The sequence below is a fragment of the Thermus islandicus DSM 21543 genome (assembly GCF_000421625.1).
GTDB lineage: Bacteria > Deinococcota > Deinococci > Deinococcales > Thermaceae > Thermus > Thermus islandicus.
On sequence record NZ_ATXJ01000002.1, the window covers coordinates 167,904 to 188,989 of the forward strand.

General features: G+C 67.8%; 21 protein-coding genes and 1 riboswitch. Of the genes, 12 read left to right on the forward strand and 9 right to left on the reverse strand.

What is annotated here, in order from left to right:
- Positions 1-39 precede the first annotated feature (39 nt).
- The 3 genes from H531_RS0103345 to H531_RS0103355 all read left to right on the forward strand — a co-directional run bounded on the left by H531_RS0103345 (position 40) and on the right by H531_RS0103355 (position 2,858).
- Positions 40-1,557: a glycine--tRNA ligase gene (locus H531_RS0103345; protein WP_022797948.1), complete on the forward strand. Its 1,518-nt coding sequence runs from the start codon at positions 40-42 to the stop codon at positions 1,555-1,557.
- Between the two features lie 117 nt (positions 1,558-1,674).
- Positions 1,675-1,866 carry a hypothetical protein gene (locus H531_RS0103350; protein ID WP_022797949.1) on the forward strand — a complete coding sequence of 64 codons (192 nt, stop codon included), beginning with the start codon at positions 1,675-1,677 and terminating at the stop codon, positions 1,864-1,866.
- Positions 1,863-2,858 carry an aspartate-semialdehyde dehydrogenase gene (locus H531_RS0103355; RefSeq protein ID WP_022797950.1) on the forward strand — a complete coding sequence of 332 codons (996 nt, stop codon included), beginning with the start codon at positions 1,863-1,865 and terminating at the stop codon, positions 2,856-2,858. The genes H531_RS0103350 and H531_RS0103355 overlap by 4 nt, the downstream gene beginning before the upstream one ends.
- Here H531_RS0103355 and H531_RS0103360 read toward each other — a convergent pair.
- The gene (locus tag H531_RS0103360; RefSeq protein ID WP_022797951.1) at positions 2,845-3,552 is read right to left on the reverse strand and encodes a TlyA family RNA methyltransferase; all 708 of its coding nucleotides are present in this window, start codon (positions 3,550-3,552) and stop codon (positions 2,845-2,847) included. The two genes, H531_RS0103355 and H531_RS0103360, sit on opposite strands and share 14 nt — an antisense overlap.
- Positions 3,553-3,569: 17 nt before the next feature.
- On the opposite strand from H531_RS0103360, the gene H531_RS0103365 reads away from it, so the two are divergent.
- Together H531_RS0103365 and H531_RS0103370 are read left to right on the forward strand one after the other, a co-directional pair.
- Positions 3,570-3,881, forward strand: coding sequence for a DUF3234 domain-containing protein (locus tag H531_RS0103365; protein WP_022797952.1), 312 nt, complete (start codon positions 3,570-3,572; stop codon positions 3,879-3,881).
- The gene (locus tag H531_RS0103370; protein ID WP_022797953.1) at positions 3,874-4,302 is read left to right on the forward strand and encodes a hypothetical protein; all 429 of its coding nucleotides are present in this window, start codon (positions 3,874-3,876) and stop codon (positions 4,300-4,302) included. The genes H531_RS0103365 and H531_RS0103370 overlap by 8 nt, the downstream gene beginning before the upstream one ends.
- On the opposite strand, the gene H531_RS0103375 is transcribed toward H531_RS0103370, so the two are convergent.
- From H531_RS0103375 to H531_RS0103395, 4 genes are read right to left on the reverse strand one after another with little or no spacing between them, the layout of a single operon-like run.
- The gene (locus tag H531_RS0103375; RefSeq protein ID WP_022797954.1) at positions 4,299-5,945 is read right to left on the reverse strand and encodes a glutamine--tRNA ligase/YqeY domain fusion protein; all 1,647 of its coding nucleotides are present in this window, start codon (positions 5,943-5,945) and stop codon (positions 4,299-4,301) included. The two genes, H531_RS0103370 and H531_RS0103375, sit on opposite strands and share 4 nt — an antisense overlap.
- A 31-nt stretch (positions 5,946-5,976) precedes the next feature.
- Entirely contained in the window at positions 5,977-7,890 is a 1,914-nt protein-coding gene (locus tag H531_RS0103380; protein ID WP_022797955.1) for a cobyric acid synthase, read from the reverse strand.
- Positions 7,877-8,422: a HEPN domain-containing protein gene (locus H531_RS13820; RefSeq protein WP_022797956.1), complete on the reverse strand. Its 546-nt coding sequence runs from the start codon at positions 8,420-8,422 to the stop codon at positions 7,877-7,879. Before H531_RS13820 ends, H531_RS0103380 begins: the two co-directional genes overlap by 14 nt.
- The gene (locus H531_RS0103395; RefSeq protein WP_022797957.1) at positions 8,419-9,423 is read right to left on the reverse strand and encodes a pyridoxal phosphate-dependent aminotransferase; all 1,005 of its coding nucleotides are present in this window, start codon (positions 9,421-9,423) and stop codon (positions 8,419-8,421) included. Before H531_RS0103395 ends, H531_RS13820 begins: the two co-directional genes overlap by 4 nt.
- 122 nt (positions 9,424-9,545) lie before the next feature.
- Between H531_RS0103395 and fbp the strand changes: the two genes are divergently transcribed.
- Positions 9,546-10,637 carry a fructose-1,6-bisphosphate aldolase/phosphatase gene (gene fbp / locus H531_RS0103400; protein WP_022797958.1) on the forward strand — a complete coding sequence of 364 codons (1,092 nt, stop codon included), beginning with the start codon at positions 9,546-9,548 and terminating at the stop codon, positions 10,635-10,637.
- A 19-nt stretch (positions 10,638-10,656) separates the two neighbouring features.
- Here the strand turns inward: fbp and cbiB are convergent, their stop codons facing one another.
- Positions 10,657-11,511 (reverse strand): adenosylcobinamide-phosphate synthase CbiB, encoded by an 855-nt coding sequence (gene cbiB / locus H531_RS0103405; protein WP_022797959.1) that lies wholly within the window; start codon positions 11,509-11,511, stop codon positions 10,657-10,659.
- A 14-nt stretch (positions 11,512-11,525) separates the two neighbouring features.
- Positions 11,526-11,783, reverse strand: a complete 258-nt coding sequence (locus H531_RS14705) for a hypothetical protein (RefSeq protein ID WP_022797960.1) — start codon at positions 11,781-11,783, stop codon at positions 11,526-11,528.
- A gap of 90 nt (positions 11,784-11,873) precedes the next feature.
- A riboswitch (cobalamin riboswitch) is annotated at positions 11,874-12,027 on the reverse strand.
- 290 nt (positions 12,028-12,317) lie between these two features.
- On the opposite strand from H531_RS14705, the gene ilvB reads away from it, so the two are divergent.
- The 6 genes from ilvB (at position 12,318) to cimA (ending at position 19,206) form a co-directional block, all read left to right on the forward strand.
- A complete protein-coding gene (gene ilvB / locus H531_RS0103415) occupies positions 12,318-14,006 on the forward strand; it encodes a biosynthetic-type acetolactate synthase large subunit (protein ID WP_022797961.1) in 1,689 nt (562 codons plus the stop codon).
- Between the two features lie 79 nt (positions 14,007-14,085).
- The gene (gene ilvN, locus H531_RS0103420) at positions 14,086-14,598 is read left to right on the forward strand and encodes an acetolactate synthase small subunit (protein ID WP_022797962.1); all 513 of its coding nucleotides are present in this window, start codon (positions 14,086-14,088) and stop codon (positions 14,596-14,598) included.
- Positions 14,595-15,608 carry a ketol-acid reductoisomerase gene (gene ilvC / locus H531_RS0103425; RefSeq protein ID WP_022797963.1) on the forward strand — a complete coding sequence of 338 codons (1,014 nt, stop codon included), beginning with the start codon at positions 14,595-14,597 and terminating at the stop codon, positions 15,606-15,608. The genes ilvN and ilvC overlap by 4 nt, the downstream gene beginning before the upstream one ends.
- 31 nt (positions 15,609-15,639) lie before the next feature.
- Positions 15,640-17,202, forward strand: a complete 1,563-nt coding sequence (locus tag H531_RS0103430; RefSeq protein ID WP_022797964.1) for a 2-isopropylmalate synthase — start codon at positions 15,640-15,642, stop codon at positions 17,200-17,202.
- 25 nt (positions 17,203-17,227) lie between these two features.
- Positions 17,228-17,629 carry a GNAT family N-acetyltransferase gene (locus H531_RS13425; RefSeq protein WP_245540655.1) on the forward strand — a complete coding sequence of 134 codons (402 nt, stop codon included), beginning with the start codon at positions 17,228-17,230 and terminating at the stop codon, positions 17,627-17,629.
- 2 nt (positions 17,630-17,631) lie between these two features.
- Positions 17,632-19,206 (forward strand): citramalate synthase, encoded by a 1,575-nt coding sequence (cimA, locus tag H531_RS0103440; RefSeq protein ID WP_022797965.1) that lies wholly within the window; start codon positions 17,632-17,634, stop codon positions 19,204-19,206.
- An 89-nt stretch (positions 19,207-19,295) separates the two neighbouring features.
- On the opposite strand, the gene H531_RS0103450 is transcribed toward cimA, so the two are convergent.
- Together H531_RS0103450 and H531_RS0103455 are read right to left on the reverse strand one after the other, a co-directional pair.
- Positions 19,296-20,072: an ABC transporter permease gene (locus H531_RS0103450; RefSeq protein WP_022797967.1), complete on the reverse strand. Its 777-nt coding sequence runs from the start codon at positions 20,070-20,072 to the stop codon at positions 19,296-19,298.
- Positions 20,069-21,070, reverse strand: coding sequence for an ABC transporter ATP-binding protein (locus H531_RS0103455; RefSeq protein WP_022797968.1), 1,002 nt, complete (start codon positions 21,068-21,070; stop codon positions 20,069-20,071). Before H531_RS0103455 ends, H531_RS0103450 begins: the two co-directional genes overlap by 4 nt.
- Positions 21,071-21,086 lie beyond the last annotated feature (16 nt).

Genomic DNA, 21,086 nt, shown 5'->3' on the forward strand with positions numbered 1-21,086 from the left:
CCCTCTAACCGGGGGCTTTGGCCCCCTTCGGGAGGAGAGATGCCGGCGAGTACCCTGGACGAATTGGTGGCGCTTTGCAAGCGGCGCGGGTTCCTCTTCCAGAGCGCGGAGATCTACGGGGGCCTTCAGGGGGTCTATGATTACGGCCCCCTGGGGGTGGAGCTCAAGAACAACCTCAAGCAGGCCTGGTGGCGCCGGAACGTCTACGAGCGGGACGACATGGAGGGGCTGGACGCAAGCCTCCTCACCCACCGGCTCGTCCTCCACTACTCCGGGCACGAGGCCACCTTCGCCGACCCCATGGTGGACAACCGGATCACCAAGAAGCGCTACCGCCTGGACCACCTCCTGAAGGAGCAGCCGGAGGAGGTGCTTGGGCGGCTCTACCGGGCCATGGAGGTGGAGGAGGGGCTCCACGCCTTGGTCCAGGCCATGATGCGGGCTCCGGAAAGGGCCGGTGGGGCGATGACCGCAGCCGGGGTCATAGACCCCGCCACCGGGGAGCCCGGGGACTGGACGCCCCCCCGCTACTTCAACCTCATGTTCAAGACCTACGTGGGGCCGGTGGAGGAGGAGGCCGCTTTGGCCTACCTCCGCCCCGAGACGGCCCAGGGGATCTTCATCAACTTCAAGAACGTCCTGGACGCCACCAGCCGCAAGCTTCCCTTCGGCATCGCCCAGATCGGCAAGGCCTTTCGCAACGAGGTGACCCCGAGGAACTTCATCTTCCGGGTGCGGGAGTTTGAGCAGATGGAGATTGAGTACTTCGTCCGCCCCGGGGAGGACGAGCGCTGGCACCGCTACTGGGTGGAGGAGCGCCTCAAGTGGTGGCAGGAGATGGGCCTGAGCCGCGAGAACCTCGTTCCCTACGAGCAGCCTGCCGAGGAACTCGCCCACTACGCCAAGGCCACCGTGGACCTCCTCTACCGCTTTCCCCACGGCCTCGAGGAGCTGGAGGGCATCGCCAACCGCACCGACTTTGACCTGGGGAGCCACACCAAGGACCAGGAGGAGCTTGCCATCACCGCGCGGGTCATGCGGAACGAGCACTCCACGGCCCGCCTCGCCTACCGCGACCCCGAGACGGGAAAGTGGTTCGTACCCTACGTGATTGAGCCCTCGGCCGGGGTGGACCGGGGGGTTTTGGCCCTCCTCTCCGAGGCCTTCACCCGGGAGGAGCTTCCCAGTGGGGAAGAGCGCATCGTCCTCAAGCTCAAGCCCCAGCTCGCCCCCATCAAGGTGGCGGTGATCCCCCTGGTGAAGAACCGCCCCGAGATCACCGAGTACGCCAGAAGGCTCAAGGCCAGGCTGCAGGCCCTGGGCCTCGGGCGGGTGCTCTACGAGGACACGGGCAACATCGGCAAGGCCTACCGCCGCCACGACGAGGTAGGCACGCCCTTCGCCGTCACCGTGGACTACGACACCCTCGGCCAGGGCAAGGACGGTACCAGCAAGCTCAAGGACACGGTCACGGTGCGGGACCGGGACACCATGGAGCAGATAAGGCTCCACGTGGACGAGCTGGAGGGCTTCCTTCGGGAGAAGCTTAGGTGGTAGGCTGGAGGAGCGAGCCGTTTTTGAGGGACCCGAAGTGGCGCAAAACCGGAAGCGCGGGAAAGAGGTTCGGACTCAGCCGGAGGCGCGCATAGAGGAGCACGGGCGGGAGATCCGGGCATGGGAAAGGAGAAGGGAACGCATCCTACGCCGCCTAGGCAGGGGGTCCTAGGCATCCCCGAGCCGATCTGGCGGGAGCTTTGGGAAGTGGAGGAGATGCGGGTGGCTCCTTCCCGCGAGCTGGAGCGGGAATTCTTCGGCGCCCTGACCCACCAGGTGGGTCAGGGCGCCCTGTGGGAGGAGGCCGCATGAGGGTGGCGGTGGTGGGGGCCACGGGGGCCGTGGGGCGGGAGATCCTCAAGGTCCTCGAGGCCCGGAACTTTCCCCTAAGCGAGCTCCGCCTCTACGCCTCTTTCCGCTCCGCCGGGGCGCGCCTTCCCTTCCGCGGGGAGGAGGTGCCGGTGGAGCCCCTGCCCGAGGGGCCTTTGCCGGTGGACCTCGTGCTGGCCAGCGCTGGGGGGGCGGTCTCCAAGGCCTGGGCCCCGGTGTGGGCGGAGGGCGGGGCTTTGGTCGTGGACAACTCCAGCGCCTGGCGCTACGAGCCCTGGGTGCCCCTGGTGGTCCCCGAGGTGAACCGGGAGAGGATCTTTGAGCACCGCGGCCTCATCGCCAACCCCAACTGCACCACCGCCATCCTGGCCATGGCCCTCTGGCCCCTGCACCGGGCCTTTAGGGCCAGGCGGGTCATCGTGGCCACCTACCAGGCGGCCTCGGGGGCCGGGGCGAAGGCCATGGAGGAGCTCCTCCGGGAGACCCACCGCTTCCTCCACGGGGAAACCCCCAAGGCGGAGGCCTTCGCCCACCCCCTCCCCTTCAACGTCATCCCCCACATAGACGCCTTCCAGGAGAACGGGTACACCCGGGAGGAGATGAAGGTGGTCTGGGAAACCCACAAGATCTTCGGGGATGACTCCCTAAAGGTCAGTGCCACGGCGGTGCGGGTCCCCACCTTAAGGGCCCACGCCGAGGCGGTAAGCGTGGAGTTTGAGCGCCCCGTGACCCCAGAGGAGGCCCGGGAGGTCCTAAGGGAAGCCCCGGGGGTGGAGGTGGTGGACGAGCCTGAGGCCAAGCGCTACCCCATGCCCCTCACCGCGAGCGGCAAGTGGGACGTGGAGGTGGGGCGGATCCGGAAGAGCCTCGCCTTTGAGAACGGCCTGGACTTCTTCGTGGTGGGGGACCAGCTCCTGAAGGGGGCCGCCTTAAACGCCGTGCAAATCGCCGAGGAGTGGCTCAAGGGCGCCTGAGCCAAAGCCAGTACTCCAGGTTCCCCTCCTTGCCCGGGAGGGGGCTTTCCCTTTCCCCCAGGACCTGGAAGCCAAGCTCTAGGGCCTTCTCCCGCACCCGCTTCAGGGCCTCCTCCCGCTTTGCCTCCTCCCGCACCACCCCCTTGTGGGCTTTCGGCCCGAGCTCAAACTGGGGCTTGACCAGGACCAAGGCCTCTCCCCCTGGTCTTACGAGGGCGTGCACGTTGGGGAGGAGAAGGGTAGAAGAGATGAAGGAAACGTCCATGACCGCGAGGTCCACGAGTTCGGGCAGGCGCACGGTGCGGGCGTCCTGCTCCTCGAGGCGCACCACCCTAGGGTCCTGGCGCAAGGAGGGGTGGAGCTGGCCCTTGCCCACGTCCACCGCATACACGCGCTTCGCCCCCTTTTCCAGAAGCACCTGGGTGAAGCCCCCCGTGCTGGCCCCCAAGTCTGCGGCTACCTTTCCTGCCACCGCCACGGGGAAGCCCTCCAGGGCCCCGAGGAGCTTGTACGCCCCCCGGCCCACGTAGCGCTCCGCCGCGAGAAGGGCCACCTCCGCCCCCTCGGGCACGGGGTGGGCGGGCTTGGTGACCACCTTCCCCTCCACCCGCACCCTCCCCTCGGCGATGAGGCGCTTGGCCTTCTCCCGGCTCTCCGCAAGGCCCTTCTCCACCAGGTACCGGTCCAGGCGCACGAGGGTATTATGGACCGGTGGAGCCGGAGCTTTCCGGTACCTGGTACGTTCTGGAGGGGGAACCCGGGGAGCACCTGGTGGTGGAGGCCCCGGGGCGGCGGCTTTCCGGCATCTGGACCAAGAGGTCCCTGGCCGAGGCCTTCCTCGCCCACCACGAGGGGCTTGGTATGCGGGTGAGTTCCCTGGAGAGCCGGGCTCTGAAGGAGGCGTTCCTCAGGGCCCTGGGGATGCTTCAGGTGGAGGCCGTCCTGGTAGACTACCGCCCTGGGGTCCACCGGGCGCGGGTGGTGCGGGTGGAGGAGCTCTTGAAGGAGGTGCGGGATGCGTAAGTGGGCATGGCTTTTGGTGTTGGCCTCAGGGCTCGCCCTGGGGCAGAAGGCCGAGGTGAGCCTGGGGAGTCCCTTCGGGCTTCAGGGAGGTCTGCGCTTCGCCCTTGTGCCCTTCCTGGCCGAGGGGCGGGTGTACGTTGGGGCAGGCCTCGAGGCCCTGGGAGGGGGGGTGGACCTCCTCTTCAAGGTCCCCCTCACGGACCTCTACCTGGGCCTGGGGGCCTTCTACGGTAGCGGGCCGACCCTTTCCCTTCCCCGGGACGGGGCGGGCCAGGGGGGCGTGCGGGGGGTCTTGGGCACCTGGCTCAACCTGCCCCTACCCCTCGTGGGGGTCTACTTGGAGCTCCACCCCGTCTACTACCTGGCCCCCGCCCGAACCTTTGGCGTGGGCGGAGCCTTGGGCCTGAGCGTAGGGCTTTAGGCCCGGTACCCCTCCTTGAGGGGCACGATGCGGTTCATGACCAAGGCGCTGGGCCTAGAGTCCACGGGGTCCCGCCAGAAGTAGCCGAGGCGCTCCAGCTGGTAACGGGTGTCCTCGGGGTCTTGGGCCACGCTCGGCTCAAGGAAGCCCCGCTTCACCACCAGGGCCTCGGGGTTCAGGTTCTTGAGGAACTCCCCGCCCTCTTCGGGATCCTCGGTGAGGAAGAGGCGGCCGTAGAGCCGGAACTCCACGGGGAGGGCGTGCCGTGCGGAGACCCAGTGGATCACCCCCTTGGGCTTCATCCCGTCCTCGGGGTTTGCCCCCAAGGTGCCCGGGACCACCCGGGCCTTGAGGAGCTTGACCTCTCCTCCCTCCTCCACCACGTCCTCCAGCTCAATGACGTAGGCGTGCCGGAGGCGCACCCGCTGGCCCGGGGCAAAGCGCTTCCAGCCCTTGGGGGGATTGAGGCTGAAGTCGGTGCGCTCTATGTAGATCTCCCCGGAAAAGGGGAGGGGGCGGCTCCCCGCCTTGGGGATGTCCCGGGGCCAGTAGGGGGCCTCTATCCACTCCTCTCCCTCGTAGTTGGTGAGGCGCACCTTCAGGGGGTCCACCACGCCTAAGACCCTGGGGGCGATGGGGTTCAGGTCGTCCCGGATGACCTCCTCGAGGAGGTCCATGGGAATCCGGGCCTCGTTGCGGGAGATCCCGGTCTTGCGCACGAACTCCACGATGGCCTGGGGCCTCACCCCCCTCCGCCTCAGGGCGCGCAGGGTGGGGAGCCTGGGGTCGTCCCAGCCCGAGACCAAGCCCCCTTCCACCAGCTGGATGAGCTTCCTTTTGGAAAGCACGGTGTGGGTAAGGTCCAACCGGGCGAACTCGTACTGGTGGGGCCTTGGGGCCTCGGGGAAACCGCACTTGCCCCTGACGTTCTCAATGACCCAGTCGTAGATGGCCCGGTTGTTCTCAAACTCCAGGGTGCAGAGGGAGTGGGAGATGCCCTCAATGAAGTCCTCGAGGGGGTGGGCGTAGTCGTACATGGGGTAGACCACCCACCGGTTCCCGGCGTGGTAGTGGGAGGCGTGGACGATGCGGTAGAGGACGGGGTCCCGGAGCTTGAAGTTGGGGTGGGCTGGGTCTATCTTGGCCCGGAGGACCCGGCTACCCGTGGGGAACTCCCCTCGGGCCATCCGCTGGAAAAGATCCAGGTTCTCCTCCACGCTGCGCTCCCGATAGGGGCTCGGCTTTCCTTCGGCCCTTAGGGCGCTCATCTCCTCCTCGGGGAGGTCGTCCACGTAGGCCTTCCCCTCCTCAATGAGGAGGAGGGCGCAGGCGTACATCCGGTCAAAGTAGTCCGAGGCGTAGAAGACGCCGTCCGGGACGAAACCGAGCCAGCGCACGTCCTCCTCAATGGCGCGGGCGTACTCCTCCTTTTCCGTTTCGGGGTTGGTGTCGTCCATGCGGAGGTAGCACTCCCCGCCATAGTCCTGGGCCAGGCCGAAGTTCAAAACGATGCTCCGGGCGTGGCCGATGTGGAGGTAGCCGTTGGGCTCGGGGGGGAAGCGGGTGCGGAGCTTCGCGTACTTTCCCTCCCGGAGGTCCCTTTCCACGATCTCGGTGATGAAGCAGGGTGGCACAAGGCCCATAAGAAAAGTGTACCCCCCCACCGGCCCAAAGCTACGTCCCAAGGCGGAGGGCCTTGCCCGCCACGAGGAGGTAGACCTCGGCCTTTTCGGCGAAGAGGGCGTTTACCCGGCCCAGGAGGTCCCGGTAGCGGCGGGCCAGGGGATGGGCGGGGACGATGCCCATGCCCACCTCGTTGCTTACGGCGATGACCCGCTTGCCGCTTTCCCCCACCGCCCCTAGGAACCGCCTCGCCTCCTCCAGGGGGTCCAGTCCCCTCTCCAGGAGGTTCGCCACCCACAGGGTCAGGCAGTCCACCACCACCGTGGGGTAGCGGGCCCGCGCCAAGGCTCCCACGAGGTCTAAGGGCTCCTCCAGGGTCTCCCAGGTGGGAGGGCGCTCGGCTTGGTGCTGACGGATCCTTTCCGCCATCTCCTCGTCCCTGGCCTCAGCGGTGGCGATGAGGGTGGCGAAGGGCCCGGCGAGCTTTTGGGCGAAGCGGCTTTTGCCGCTTTTCGCCCCTCCCAGGAGGAGCACGAGGCCGGGGGATGGGGGAGGGTCGGGGGCCTTAGGCATCCCTGCGGGTAAGCGCCCGCCCGAAAGCCCTAAGGCCTGGTAGAGGGGCTTTAGGTCCAGGTGCTCCTCCAGGGCGTCTGCCAGCCGGTCTAGGCTCTCCTCCAAGGCCCTCGCCTTCCGCCCGAAGAGGGCCTGCTGCACCCCGGGGTTCTCCAGGAGGCCGTGGAGCCAGGTGGCGAGCAGGCTTCCTTGCTGGTGGAAGAGGGGGAGGCCTTGGCCGTGGTGGATCTCGTACCCCTCCACCTCGAGGCCCTCGAGCCTTCCCCAGTAGCCCGAAAGCCCCTGAAGCCGCACCCGCCTCTTCTCCACCGTTTTCTCCGCCACCATCCTCACCCGGTAGGGGAGGAGGCCCAGGCCGGGGAAGGCCCCCTTTTCCTCCACCCCCTCCTCGTCCAGAAGGGCTTGGGAAAGCATCTCCGCACCGCCGCATACGGCGAGGACGGGCTTGCCCTCTTCCAGGTGCCGCTTTAGCAGAGGGAGGAAGGCCCTGAGCCAGGGGAGGTCCCGCGCCGGGAGGCGGCTTCCCGGGAGGACGAGGAGCTCTGCTCCCTCTGCCTCCTCAGGGAGGGTGGCGTACCGGACCCGGGCGAGCTCCGCAAGGGGCCAGAACTCGTCCAGGTTGGCGGCGTGAGGGTAGCGGAGGATGGCCACTTTGGGGCCTTCTTTCCCCTCGAGGCGGTGGCGGAAGCCGTCCTCCTCGGGGAAGGCGAGGGGGAGCAGGGGGAGGGTGCCGAGGACCGGGAGGCCGGTCCAATCCCTAAGGAGGCCGTAGGCGGGCCTTAGGAGCTCCAGGTTCCCCCGGAATTTGTTGAAGGCGAAACCCACGAGCCTCCTTCGGTGCTCTCCCAGGAGGGCAAAGGTGCCGTAAAGCGCCCCCAAAGCCCCTCCCTGGTCCACGTCGGCCACCAGGAGGGCCTTGGCCTCCGCCCACTCCGCCACCTTGAGGTTCGGCAGGTCGGGCCAGAGGTTCCGCTCCACCGGGCTTCCCGCCCCTTCCAGCACAAGGAGGTCGTACTCGGCCAGAAGGCCTTCCAAGGCTTCGCGGATGGGGGCCTCGAGGTGGGGCTTCCGCTCCTGCCACGGAAGCCGGGAGAGCCTGGGGTCCACCTTACCCCACACCACCACCTGGGCGCCCTTCTCCCCGAAGGGCTTGACCAGGACAGGGTTCATGCGCACCTCGGGCTCGGCGCCTGCGGCCAGGGCCTGGAGCCACTGGGCGGTGGCCACCTCCCCCCCCTGGGCCACCCGGGCGTGGTTCGCCATGTTCTGAGCCTTAAAGGGGGCGGCCTTCAGGCCGAGCCTGCGGAAGTGGCGGAGAAGCCCTGCGGCGAAGAGGCTTTTCCCTACCCCGCTCCCCGTGCCCCAAACGATGAGGGCCTTACCCCTTCTCAAGGCGCCCCCCCACGGCTTTTAGGATCGCCTGGGCGTCCTCCAGGGCCTTCTTGGCTTCCTCCGGAGGGAGATCCTGGAGGAGCCGGGTGAGGCTGTGGCCCCAGGGGTCCAGGCCCAGGGCGATTAGGGCTTTCTCCCCGGCCTGCTGGGCAAGAAAGGCAGCCTGGGCGTGCTTGCCCCTCTCCAGGAGGGCCTTTGCCGCCTCCCAGTCGTCCCAGGCTTGGGCGAGCCAGCGGCGGGCCTCAAGCCGGCGTTTTTCCACGCTCATAAAGCGGTTTCGCCTCCCGTAGCACCCCTTGGAGGAAGGGGAGGTTCCGGCGCTCTTGGAACGCCTCGGGGGTGAGGACGATGGCCTCCACGGGGAGGGGGGCATCCTGGAGGAGCTCCAGGACGAGGCCGATGCGCTTAAGGGGAGGGAGGTGCGGGCCACCATCAGGAGGTCCAGATCCGACCTTCGGTCCGCCGTCCCCCGGGCGTGGGAGCCGAAGAGGTAGAGGGCCTCCTCCAGGTAGCGGGCGAGCCCCGGGGTCATGCCCCCAGTCTAGCAAGAACCCCTTCCAGGGCCTCGAGGAGGGCCCCAATGGCCTCCTCGCCTTGGGCCGAAAGGCGGATCCATTCAGAAAGGCCAAAGCTGGTGCCGTCCCGCACCCTTATGCCCCTTTCCCTTAGGGCCCTGGCCACCTCCGTGGCCCGGCCTACGCGGGCCAGGAGGAAGTTGGCGGGGCTTTCCCGGACCTCGAGGCCGAGCCCCCTAAGCCCCTCCGCCAGGAGGCGCCGCAGGCGGTAGAGCTCCCTGCGGCTCTCCCGGAGCCAGGCCTGCGCCGCCGGGTCCAGCTGTCCGAGGAGGAGGGCTTCTCCATAGACGGACACGGGCCAGCTTGGGGCCAGGTTCCGGAAATGGGTAAGGTCCAAGGGCGCCACAAGGTACCCGGCCCTCACCCCCGTGAGGCCGTGGGCCTTGTTGGGGCTGTAAAGGCGCCACACCCCATGGGGGAGGGCGGGAGGGGCTTCCAGGAGCTCGTAGTAGGCCAGGTCCAGGACCAAGGCCGTGTGCCCTTCCCGCGCCAGGGCGGCCGCTTCCTCCAAGAAGGCGTACACCTCCCCCGTGGGGTTGTTGGGAACGCAGAGGAAGGCGAGGCTCGCCCGGGGCAGGAGGGCGAGGAAGGCCTCGGGGCCTTCTGCCTCCCAAAGGGGCAGGTCCAGGGCCCTGGCGGCCCGGGCGTACTCGCTGAATGTAGGGGGCAGGAGGAGCATGGGCCCCCGCAGGTAGGTCCACCGCGCCAGGCGGTGGATGAGCTCGCTTGTCCCCGTGCCCACGGCCACCTGTTCCTCCGCCACCCCGTGGGCCTGGGCCAGGAGGCGGTGAACCTTGCGGTACAGGGGATCGGGGTAGCGGCTCGGGTCTACCCGCTGGAGGTACTCCAGGATCACCGGATTGGGCCCGAGGGCGTTGGCGTTGGTGGAGAAGTCGTAGAGGGGCTCCGGACCCCCGTCGGGCCCCCCGTGGATGGGCCGAAGCACATCGTCCAGCACGCCCCCATTTTCCAGGGTCCTGCCTCTTGGGATGTGGGCCTGGGCTAAAGGTTGCCCCGGGGGGGGAGGCCTTGGCTTGCGGGGAAGGCGGCCCCCGTGGAAGCATGGAAATGGAGGGTCCTATGAGGATCACCTTGAGCGTGCTCAAGGCGGATATCGGCTCCGTAGGCGGGCACACCCTGCCGAGTGCGGCGGTGCTGGCCAAGGTGAAGGAGGTGGTGGAGGAGGCCAAGGGGAGCCTTCTCCTGGACGCCTACGTCTTCCACATTGGGGATGATATCGTCCTCCTTCTCTCCCACACCCGGGGGGTGGCCCACCCCGCCATTCACGAGCTTGCCTGGAGAGCCTTTCGCGAGGGGACCGAGGTGGCGAAGCGGGAAGGGCTCTACGGGGCAGGCCAGGACCTCCTCAAGGACGCCTTCACGGGAAACCTCCACGGCCTCGGTCCCCAGGTGGCGGAGATGGAGGTTGAGGAAAGGCCCTCCGAGCCCTTCATGGTCCTGGCGGCGGACAAGACCGAGCCCGGGGCCTTCAACCTGCCCCTTTACCTGGCCTTCGCGGACCCCATGTACTCCTCGGGCCTCCTCCTCTCCCCGGAGCTTAGGCCGGGTTTCCGCTTCCGCATCATGGACCTCGCGCAAACGGAGCGGGATAGCTACATTGAGCTGGATGCTCCCGAGCGGCTTTACGACATCGCTGCCCTCTTGCGGGACTCCCACCGCTTTGCCATAGCCTCCATCTGGTCCCGAAAATACGGGGAGGTGGCGGCGGTGGTGAGCACCACCCGCCTCAGGAACATCGCCGGGCGCTACGTGGGTAAGGACGATCCCGTGGCCCTGGTGCGCACCCAGAAGATCTTCCCCGCCACGGAGGAGTTCGGCCCCCCCTTTGCCCTGGCCCCCTTCGTGGCCGGGGATACCCGGGGAAGCCACCACCTGCCCCTCATGCCCGTGAAGGCCAACACCCCGGCCTCCACCTTCTTCTGCGTGCCCATGGTCTGTGCCCTGGGCTTTTCCCTGAAGGAGGGCCGCCTTACCGGTCCGGTGGACCTCTTCGCCGATCCCGTCTGGGACGCGGTTCGGGCCAAGGTGGTGGAGAAGGCGCAGGAGATGCGGCGCCAGGGCTTCTACGGCCCCGCCATGTTGCCCATGGAGGAGCTGGAGTACACCGGGATCGCCGAGCGGCTCAAGGAGCTGGAGCAGGAGTTTAGCTGAACCCGGGGCGTCCCGGGGCCTACCGTCCCCAGGGGGCCAGGAGCCCGGAAAGCAGGACCCCGGCCCCATACCCTACCCCGCCCACCCACCAGAGGGCCCTTCCCAGGTGGGCTGCTTTCGGCGAGGGGGCTTGGGGGTTCAGGGCGTAGGCGCCCCGTTTCCTTAGGCGGACGCCGAGCCTCAGGGCCAGGGCGGCCATGGGGAAGCCCGCGTTGGGGGAAGGGGTCTTGCGGGCCTCCTGGAGGAGGCGTCCCCAGAGCCTAGGCGGGCAGAGGAGAAGCCCGGTAAGCCTTGCCGGGAGGAGGTTGAGGAGGTCGTCCATCCGGGCGGCGAAGGTGCCCCTTGCCCCGTGCTCCGGGTAGCCCCACATGGCGTCGGCGGTGTTGGCGTAGCGGTAAAGGGCGGCTCCCCCCAGGCCCAAGAGGGCGTAGTAGAGGAGGGGGGCGAGGAGGCTGTCCACGAGGTTTTCCGCGAGGCTTTCCAGGGCCGCCTCCCGCACCTCCTCCGGGGAGAGGTCCTCCGTCCTCCGGCTCACGATCCGGGAAAGGCGCGTTCTTCCGGCCTCGAGGCTTTCCCCAAGGGCCCTCTCCACGGCAAGGACTTCCGAAAGGAGCATCCTGAGGCTGAAGAGGGGCTTGAGGAGGAGGCCGAGGAAGGCCCACCCCAGGGCCAGGGGGCGGAGGAGCAGGTCCAGGAGGAAGGCGGGCAAGGCGAAGAGAAGGGCGCCCAGGGCCCAGTAGCAGGCCCCCGACCAAAGGCCCCTCACCCTGGGCCAAGCCCAAGAGAGGTACCGCCCCATCCAGACCACAGGGTGGAACCGGGGCGGAGGCTCCCCCAGGAGGGCGTCCAGGAGGAGGGCGAGGAGGAGGCTCACTCTTGGGGTTGGCCCTAAAGCCCCACCCCTCGCCTACCTGAAGGGCTGGGGAGGGGAGGCCTTCGGGAGCCCGGGAGGTTGCCCACCCGAGCTAAGTGGGCCTCTTTTTCGGGCCGACCCAGGGTGACGATCCCCCCGTGCCCCAGGGCGAAGAGGACGCCGTTAAGGGGAGAGGGCCTCACCCGGGCGAGGCCGTCCACCGCCGCCAGGTGGTCGGGGTCCACGCCGTGGCGCATCCCCAGGGCCACGGCCAAAAGCTCGGGGCCCGTCACGGAGCACCTGCCTTTTGCGGGGAAAAAAGGGCTTTGAACCGGGATCCGCTTTCTTTCATCGCTGCCTCCTTTCGCCCCTGCTCGGGGGCAGGTGAGGCGCGCACCGGGGCGGGTATTCGGGCTTCCAGCCTAGACGGAAGGCACGTAGCTTGGGCCGGTTACCGCTGCGGCACAGCGCCGGACTTTCACCGGTCTTCCCCCTTTGCCGCCCCAGGACATCCGGGCCCTGGGGCACCCCAGCCGCACGGGCCCCCCTTGGGGGGCTTGGCCTAGGTTTTACCCCTTCCCCCGCCTTTCGTCAAGCCCGGGGGCTCCTCGCCTATGGCGGGTGGGTTTTCTGCCCTTGCGCCTAATTCCGGGCTCTTGACACCCTTCACGAGCCCGGTTACCATTAGGGCCAAGATGCGCGCGGTTCTCGCCCTATCCCTAGCGCTGGTCCTAATCGTAGGGCCAGCGGGGGGTGGGGTGTAGCGGTTTAAGGCGCATCCATAGGCCCCCCGGAAAACCCGGGGGGCCTTGGTTTAGGAGGGGGAGATGAAGGGAGCGGAGGCACTGTTAAAGGCGCTGGAGCGGGAAGGGGTGGAGGTGATCTTCGGCCATCCCGGCGGGGCCATCATGCCCACCTACGATGCCCTTTACGATAGCCCTCTCCGCCACATCCTGGTGCGGCACGAGCAGGGGGGTGTTCACGCCGCCACCGGCTACGCCCGGGCCTCGGGCCGGGTGGGGGTGGTGATGGCCACCTCGGGGCCGGGGGCGCTGAACCTGGTCACAGGCCTGGCGGACGCCATGATGGACTCCACCCCGGTGGTGGCCATCACCGGGAACGTCCCCCGGGCCCTGATCGGCACCGACGCTTTCCAGGAGGCGGACGTGACCGGGGTCACCATGCCCATCACCAAGCACAACTACCTGGTCCAGGACGTCAACGACCTTCCCCGCATCGTCAAGGAGGCCTTCCACATCGCCTCCACGGGCCGGCCGGGCCCGGTCCTCATTGACATCCCCAAGGACGTGCAGCTTGCCGAGTTCACCGGCGAGTTGGACGCAAAGCTGGACCTTCCCGGCTACAAGCCCACCCTGAAGGGCCACCCCAAGCAGATAGAGCGGGCCCTGGACGCCCTGGAGAAGGCCGAGAGGCCCGTCCTCATGGTGGGGGGCGGGGCGCAGCACGCCCACGCCGAGCTCCTCGCCTTCGCCGAGAAGACGGGCCTGCCGGTGATCACCACCCTGATGGGCCTTGGGGCCTTCCCCGGAAACCATCCCCTGTGGCTTGGGATGCCGGGAATGCACGGCACCGTGGCCGCCAACCGGGCCATCCACCACGCAGACGTGATCCTTGCCCTCGGCCTCCGCTTTGACGACCGCGTGACGGGGAAGGTTTCCCGCTTCGCCCCCCACGCCCACACCATCATCCACGTGGACATTGACCCCGCGGAGATCGGCAAGGTGGTGCGCACCCACATCCCCATCGTGGGGGACTCGAGGCTGGTCCTCAAGGAGATGCTCAAGGGGGCCAAGCCCCTCAGGCTTGCCGCCTGGTGGCGGGAGCTGGAGGAATGGCGCACCCGTTACCCCTTGCGCATCAAGCCCAAGCCCCACCTGCAGAGCCAGGAGGTGATCCGGGCCTTCCACGAAGCCACCGGGGGCAACGCCATCGTCACCACAGGGGTGGGGCAGCACCAGATGTTCGCCGCCCAGTTCTTCCCCGTGACCAGGCCGCGGAGCTTCCTCACCAGCGGGGGTCTTGGCACCATGGGCGTGGGGCTTCCCTTCGCCATCGGAGCCCAGATCGCCCGCCCGGGGGAGCTGGTCCTGGATTTTGACGGGGACGGCTCCTTCCAGATGACCCTGCAGGAGCTGGCCACGGTGGTGAAGTACAAGCTCCCCGTGAAGGTGGTGATCCTGAACAACGGCTACCTGGGCATGGTCCGCCAGTGGCAGGACCTCTTCCACGCCCGCCGCTACAGCGAGGTGTACCTCGCCGACTCCAACCCTGACTTCGCCCGGCTCGCCGAGGCCTACGGCCTCAAGGGGGTGAGGGTGGAGCGGAAGGAGGACCTGAGGCGTGGGGTGGAGGCGGTCTTAAACGCCGACGGCCCCGTGGTGGCCGAGTTCAAGGTCTACCACGAGGAGGGGGTCTTCCCCATGATCCCCGCCGGGGGCGCGGCCGAGGACATGATCGTGGAGGACCCGCGGGAGAAGGAGGAGGTGGGGGCCTGAGGCCAGCCCGTCTTGGCTTCGCCATGAGGGGAGCCACGGCCAAAGACTTGCCCTCTGGACGAAGGAGCTTGGAGAGAGTATGAGGCACATCATCTCTGTTTTGGTCCAGGACCACCCCAGGGTGCTGAACCGCATCACCGGTCTCTTCGCAAGGCGCGGCTTCAACCTGGAGAGCCTGGCCGTGGGTACCACCCACCAGCCGGGCCTCTCCCGGATTAGCCTGGTGGTCTCCGGCGACGACCGCACCCTGGAACAGGTGGAGAAGCAACTCAACCGGCTCATTGAGGTCCTCAAGGTCACGGACCACACCGAGCCCCACGTGGAAAGGGAGCTTTGCCTGGTGAAGGTGCACGTGGGGGGCCTCGAGGAGCGCCTGGCGGTGAAGGACATCCAGGAGGCCTTCCGGGCGAGGGTGGTGGACGTGGCCCACAAGAGCCTTATCCTGGAGCTCACCGGGGACTCCAAGAAGGTGGACTCCTTCGTGGAGGCCCTGAGGCCTTACGGGATCCTGGAGGTGATGCGCACCGGGGCCGTGGCCATGAGCCGCGGGGAGCGCGTCCTCAAGCTACGGGAAAAAAAGGAGGCGGTATGAAGGTCTACTACGAGCACGATGCGGACTTGGGGTTTCTCTTGGGCAAGAGGGTGGCGGTTTTGGGCTTCGGCTCCCAGGGGCACGCCCACGCCCTGAACCTCAAAGACTCGGGGGTGGACGTGCGGGTAGGCCTGCGCACGGGCTCGAGGAGCTGGGAGAAGGCGGAAAGGGCAGGCCTCCGGGTCCTTCCCGTGGCCGAGGCGGTGCGGGAGGCCGACATCGTCATGGTCCTCCTGCCCGACGAGCACCAGGCCCGGGTCTACCGGGAAGAGATTGAGCCCCACCTCAGGGAGGGAGGGGCCCTGGCCTTCGCCCACGGCTTCAACATCCACTTCGGCCAGATCAAGCCTAGGCGGGACCTGGACGTTTGGATGGTGGCCCCCAAGGGCCCAGGCCACCTGGTGCGCTCGGAGTACCAGAAGGGAAGCGGGGTCCCGGCCCTTTTGGCCGTGCACCAGGACGCCTCGGGAAGCGCCTTCCCCACCGCCCTCGCCTACGCCAAGGCCATCGGGGCGGCCCGGGCCGGGGTCATCCCCACCACCTTCAAGGACGAGACGGAGACGGACCTCTTCGGGGAGCAGGCGGTGCTTTGTGGGGGGCTCACCCGGCTCATCCAGGCGGGGTTTGAGACCCTGGTGGAGGCGGGCTATCCCCCGGAGATGGCCTACTTTGAGACCGTCCACGAGGTGAAGCTGATCGTGGACCTCATCTACGAGGCGGGGCTAAAGGGCATGCGCTACTCCATCTCCAACACCGCCGAGTACGGGGACTATACCCGGGGGGAGGTGGCCGTGCCCGTGGAGGAGACCAAACGGCGCATGCGGGAGATCCTCCGCCAGATTCAGACGGGGGAGTTCGCCCGGGAGTGGATGCTGGAGAACCAGGCCGGGACCCCCGTCTTGGAGGCGAACCGCAAGCGGTGGGCAGCGCATCCCATTGAGGAGGTGGGCTCGAGGCTTCGGGCCATGATGCCCTTCCTGAAGGCCCGGGTGCTGGAGGAAGTAGGCTAGGGGCGCTGTGGGGGCACTTGGGAGGTGAGCCATGGAGAAGGAGAGGCACATCCGGATTTTTGACACCACGCTTCGGGACGGCGAGCAAAGCCCTGGGGTGGCGCTCTCTTTGGACCAGAAGCTGGAGATCGCCCACGCCCTGGCCCGGCTCAACGTGGACATCCTCGAGGCGGGCTTCCCCGTATCGGGGCCTTTGGAGTTTGAGGCGGTAAGGCGCATCGCCACCGAGGTCAAGGGGCCCGTCATCGCCGCCCTCGCCCGCACCCACCCCCTGGACATTGACCAGGCGGCCAAGGCCCTGGAGCGGGCGGAAAAGCCCAGGATCCACGTCTTCACCTCGGCTTCCAAAATCCACCTCCAGTACATGCTCAAGAAGACGGAGGAGGAGGTCCTGGAGATGGCGGACCAGATGGTCCGCTACGCCAAGCGCTACGTGGACGACGTGGAGTTCTCCGCCCAGGACGTGATGCGGGCGGACTTTGACTTCGTGAAGCGGCTTTACGAGGTGGCCGTGGAGGCCGGGGCCACCACCATCAACATCCCCGACACCACGGGCTACGGCACCCCGGAGGAGTACGGGGCCCTGATCCGCAGGATCCGCGACGAGGTGGTGCGGGGGCGGGACGTGGTCATCTCCACCCACACCCACGACGACCTGGGCCTGGCCACGGCCAACGCCCTGGCGGGGGTGCTGAACGGGGCGGGCCAGGTGGAGTGCACCATCAACGGCATCGGGGAGCGGGCGGGGAACACCTCCCTCGAGGAGGTGGTCATGGCCCTCTACGTACGCCGGGACTTCTACCGGGCCTACACCCAGGTGAACACCCGGGAGATCTACCGGGTGAGCCGCCTGGTGGAGCGCTACACCGGGATGCCCATTCCCCCCAACAAGGCCATCGTGGGGGACAACGCCTTCGCCCACGAGTCGGGGATCCACCAGGACGGGGTCATCAAGCACCGGGGCACCTACGAGATCATGGACGCCGAGCTCATCGGGAGGCGCCCCGCCGTGCTGGTGCTCGGCAAGCACTCGGGCCGGGCCGCCTTCAAAAAGGCCCTCGAGGACCTGGGCTACAAGGACCTCACGGAGGACCAGCTCAAGCTCCTCTTCGCCCGCTTTAAGGAGATCGCCGAGAAGAAGGGGCCCCTTTCCGCCGAGGAGCTCCAGGCCCTGGTGGAAAGCGAGCGGGAGCCCGCCTCCACCTTCTTTGAGCTCCTCCACGTCCAGTTCTTCTCGGGCTCCGGCCTCCTGCCCACGGCCACGGTCAAGGTGAGGACCCCGGACGGGGAAAGGGTGGCCACCCACACGGGGGACGGCCCCGTGGACGCGGTGTACAAGGCCCTGGAGGAGGCCATCGGCTTGACCCCTGAGCTTGAGCTCTACCGGGTGGAGGCGGTCACGGGGAGCACGGAGGCCCTGGGGCAGGTGACGGTGCGCCTCCGGCTTGGGGAGCTCCAGGCCGTGGGCATGGGGGTCTCCCCGGACATCATTGAGGCCAGCGCCCGGGCCTTCCTGGACGCCGCTGGAAAGCTGGCCTCGGGCCGGGCCACCCGCCACCCGCCCTCCATTGAGGAGGTCCACCGCGGGGTCTAGGGGTGGGGGCTTTGAGGAAGCGCCCGTGGTGCGGATCCGCCCTGGGGTGGCCCGGGTCCAGGTGGACACCTGGCGGGCCACCTACCGGGGCGTGGTGCCGGAGGCCTTCCTACGAGGGGCAGGCGGAGAGGTGGGCCCAGGGCCAGAAGACCCCCACCTGGCCCGGCCGGCTTTTCCTGGCCGAGTCCAAGGAGGTGGTGGGTTTCGCCGCCTTCGGGCCGGATCGGGCTTCTGGCTTTCGGAGCTTTGGGCCCTCTACGTCCTTCCCGCCTGGCAGGGGAAGGGCCTGGGGCGGGCCCTGTTCCAGGGGGGGTCGGTGGGTCTGGGTCCTCCAGGGGCGGGGCTTCTACGAGCGCCTGGGCGGGGTGCTTTTGCGGGCGGGACCGAGCTCTGGGAAGTGGCCTGCGGGTTTGACCTAGGGGGGTAAAGATGGTAGAAATCCTGGACACCACCCTGCGGGACGGCACCCAAGGGGAGGGGGTAAGCCTCTCCGTGGACGACAAGGTGGCCATTGCGAAGCGCCTTGCCGCCTTCGGGATTCACCTCATTGAGGGGGGCTGGCCCGGCTCCAATCCCAAGGACGCCGAGTTCTTTGCCCGGATGAAGGGGGTGGACCTGGGGGAGGCGAAGCTTTGCGCCTTCGGGGCCACGAGGAGGAAGGGCCTCTCCCCAGAGGAAGACCCTTCGGTGCTGGCCCTCCTCGAGGCCGAGACCCCCGTGGTGGTCCTCTTTGGCAAGAGCTGGACCCTCCACGTTCTGGAGGCCCTGGAGACCACCCTGGACGAGAACCTCAGGATGATCGGGGAGACGGTGGCCTTCTTCGCGCGGAGGGGGAAGCGGGTGGTCTACGACGCCGAGCACTTCTTTGACGGGTACAAGGAAGACCCCGCCTACGCCCTCGCCACCCTCGAGGCCGCCCTAGAGGGCGGGGCCGATACCCTGGTCCTTTGCGACACCAATGGGGGAAGCCTCCCCGAGGAGGTCTACGCCGTCACCCAGGCCGTGGTGGAGCGCTTCCCGGGGGTGCGGGTGGGCATCCACCCCCATAACGACGCCGAGCTTGCCGTGGCGAACGCTCTCGCCGCGGTGCGGGCCGGGGCCACCCATGTGCAGGGGACCATCAACGGCTACGGGGAAAGGTGCGGCAACCTGAACCTCACGAGCTTCCTCCCCACCCTGGTCTTCAAGTACGGGGTCCCCGCCCTCCCGCCGGAGAGGCTAAAGGGCCTAAGGGAGCTTGCCCACTTCGTGGACGAGCGGGCCAACCTCACCCCCAACCGCCGCGCCCCCTACGTGGGGGAGGCGGCCTTCGCCCACAAGGCGGGGGTGCACGTCTCCGCCGTGCTCAAAAACCCCCGCACCTACGAGCACCTCCCCCCGGAGTGGGTGGGAAACCAGAGGCGTTTTTTGGTCTCCGACGTGGCGGGCCGCTCCAACCTCCTCGCCAAGCTCCAGGAGCTTGGGGTGGACCTCTCCAAGGAGGAGGCGAGGCGCCTTTTGGAGGAGGTCAAGGCCCTGGAGCATGAGGGCTATGCCTTTGAGGGGGCGGAGGCGAGCTTTTACCTCCTGGCCCACCGCCTCAAGGGGGGAAGCCTTCCCTTCCAGGTGGAGGGCTTCTCCGTTTTTGTGCACGGAAGCGGCCTCGCTACCGCCTGGGCCGAGGCCACGGTGCGGGTCCGGGTGGGGGAGAGCCTCCAGCACACCGCCGCGGAAAGCCCCTTTGGGCCTGTTTCCGCCCTGGACCGGGCCTTCCGCAAGGCCGTGCTCCAGTTCTACCCTGAGCTTGGCGACGTGGAGCTCACGGACTACAAGGTGCGGATCCTTTCGGGCCAGGAGGCGGGCACGAACTCGGGGGTGCGGGTGATGGTGGAGATGCGGCGGGGGGAGGAGCGCTTCAGCACCGTGGGGGCCAGCGAGAACATCCTCGAGGCCTCCCTCAAGGCCCTCACCGACGGCTACGCCTACGCCCTGCTCTACCCCGTGGCTACGCCCAAGGGAGCCTGACCCCGGGGAAGAAGTCCTCGGAAAGCCGCAAGGGGGACTGGACCAAGACCACCGCTACCCGGAAGCGGTAGCGGGTGGCCATGCCCCCATTATGCCCCGTGGCCCGAGTAGCGCCTGAGGCCGAGGGTCCAAAGGATCCGCCAGAGGCCGAGGAAGACCCCGCCCCAGAAGAGCATGACCCATAGGCCGGGAAAGAGGCTCACCTTCTGCCCGGCGAGGAGGGCGGCGGGCAGGTAGACCAGGTAGGGGAAGGGGGTGAGGAGGGCCAAGTGGCGCACGGCTTCCGGGAAGACCTCGAGGGGGGCGATGGTCCCCGAGAGGAAAAGGTAAAGGAGAAAAAAGACTTCCTCCACGCTGGTGGCCCGCTCCGTCCAGAAGGTGAGCATGGCGGTGGTGTACTGCATGAGGTAACGGAGGAAGAAGGCGAGGAGGGTAAGGCCGAGCCCCAGGAGGAAGGGCCCCGGCTCCGGCAGGAAGCGGGCCTCGGGGAAAAGGGCAAAGAAGACGAGGGTGAGGAGGACCACGAAGGGGAGCCGGGCGAGCCTTTCCGCCACGTGGGCCGCAAGGTGGTCAAAGAAAGGGTCCAAGGGCCTCAGGAGCCGGAAGGAGAGCCTTCCCTCCACCACGTCCCGCTCAAACTCCCACACCACCCAAACCACCGTGGCCTGGCGCACCAGGAAGACCATAAGGAAGTAGCGGGCGAACTCCCCAGGGGTCAGGGGGAAGCCCCCGCCCTTTGCCGCCTCGCTCCAGACCCCGAGGAGGATGAGGGGAAGCGCCCCCGCCAGGGCCCAGAGGAAGAGCTCCGCCCGGTACTCCAGCATGTAGGCGAGGTAGACCGAGAGGAGGGTTTTGGCCTTTCTCACGGCCGCGCCTCCGTTGGGCTTTGGAAGACCCGGCCGATGACCTCTTCCAGAGGGGGCTCCTTGACCTCGAGGTCCTCCACGGGAAGCCTTCCAAGGATCTCTGCCACCCGTTCGGTGAGCCTTTCTCGGGGAACGAGGAGCCGGGCTTCCCGGCCCTCCAGCTCCCGCACCTCGCCAAAGGGCAGAAGGGCTTCCCGGGGAAGGGGCACCCGGAGGGTGAGGCCCACCTCGCGGTAAGGGGCGAAGCGCTCCAGAAGCCCCCCCAGCTTGCCGTCATAAAGGAGCCTCCCTTGGTGGATCACCAGCACCCGTTCGCACAAGGCGGCGATGTCGGCCATGTAGTGGCTGGTGAGGAGGACCGTGGCCCCATAGCGGCGGTTGTACTCCCGGATGAACTCCCTGACCGTCACCTGGGCGTTCACATCCAGGCCCAGGGTGGGCTCGTCCAGGAAGAGGACCTGGGGCCGGTGGAGGAGGGCGGCGAGGAGCTCCGCCTTCATCCTTTCCCCTAGGGAGAGCTTCCGCACGGGCTGATGAAGCTTCTCCGTGAGGGAAAGCATTTCGGAGAGCTCCAGGACCCTTTTGCGGAACTCCCCTTCGGGGATCTCGTAGATGGCGGCGTTCAGACGCAGGGAGTCCATGGCGGGGAGATCCCAGATGAGCTGCTGCTTGTTGCCCATGACCAGGGTGATCCTCTTGAGGAAGGCTTTTTCCCGCCGCCAAGGCACGTGCTCCGCCACCAGAGCCCTTCCCCTCGTGGGGTGGACGAGCCCTGTGAGCATCTTAAGCGTGGTGGTCTTGCCCGCTCCGTTGGGGCCCAAAAACCCCACCACCTCCCCGGGCTGGATCTGGAAGGAGACCCCTTCCACCGCCCGCACCACCCGGTACTGCCGCCTCAGGAAGTGGCGCAGGGTGCCGAGAAGGGTCTCCTCCTTCAGGGCCACCCGGTAGTGCCGGGTGAGGTCTTCCGCTAAGACCGTGGGGCTTGCGCCCGCCATGCCTCCAAGTCTACCC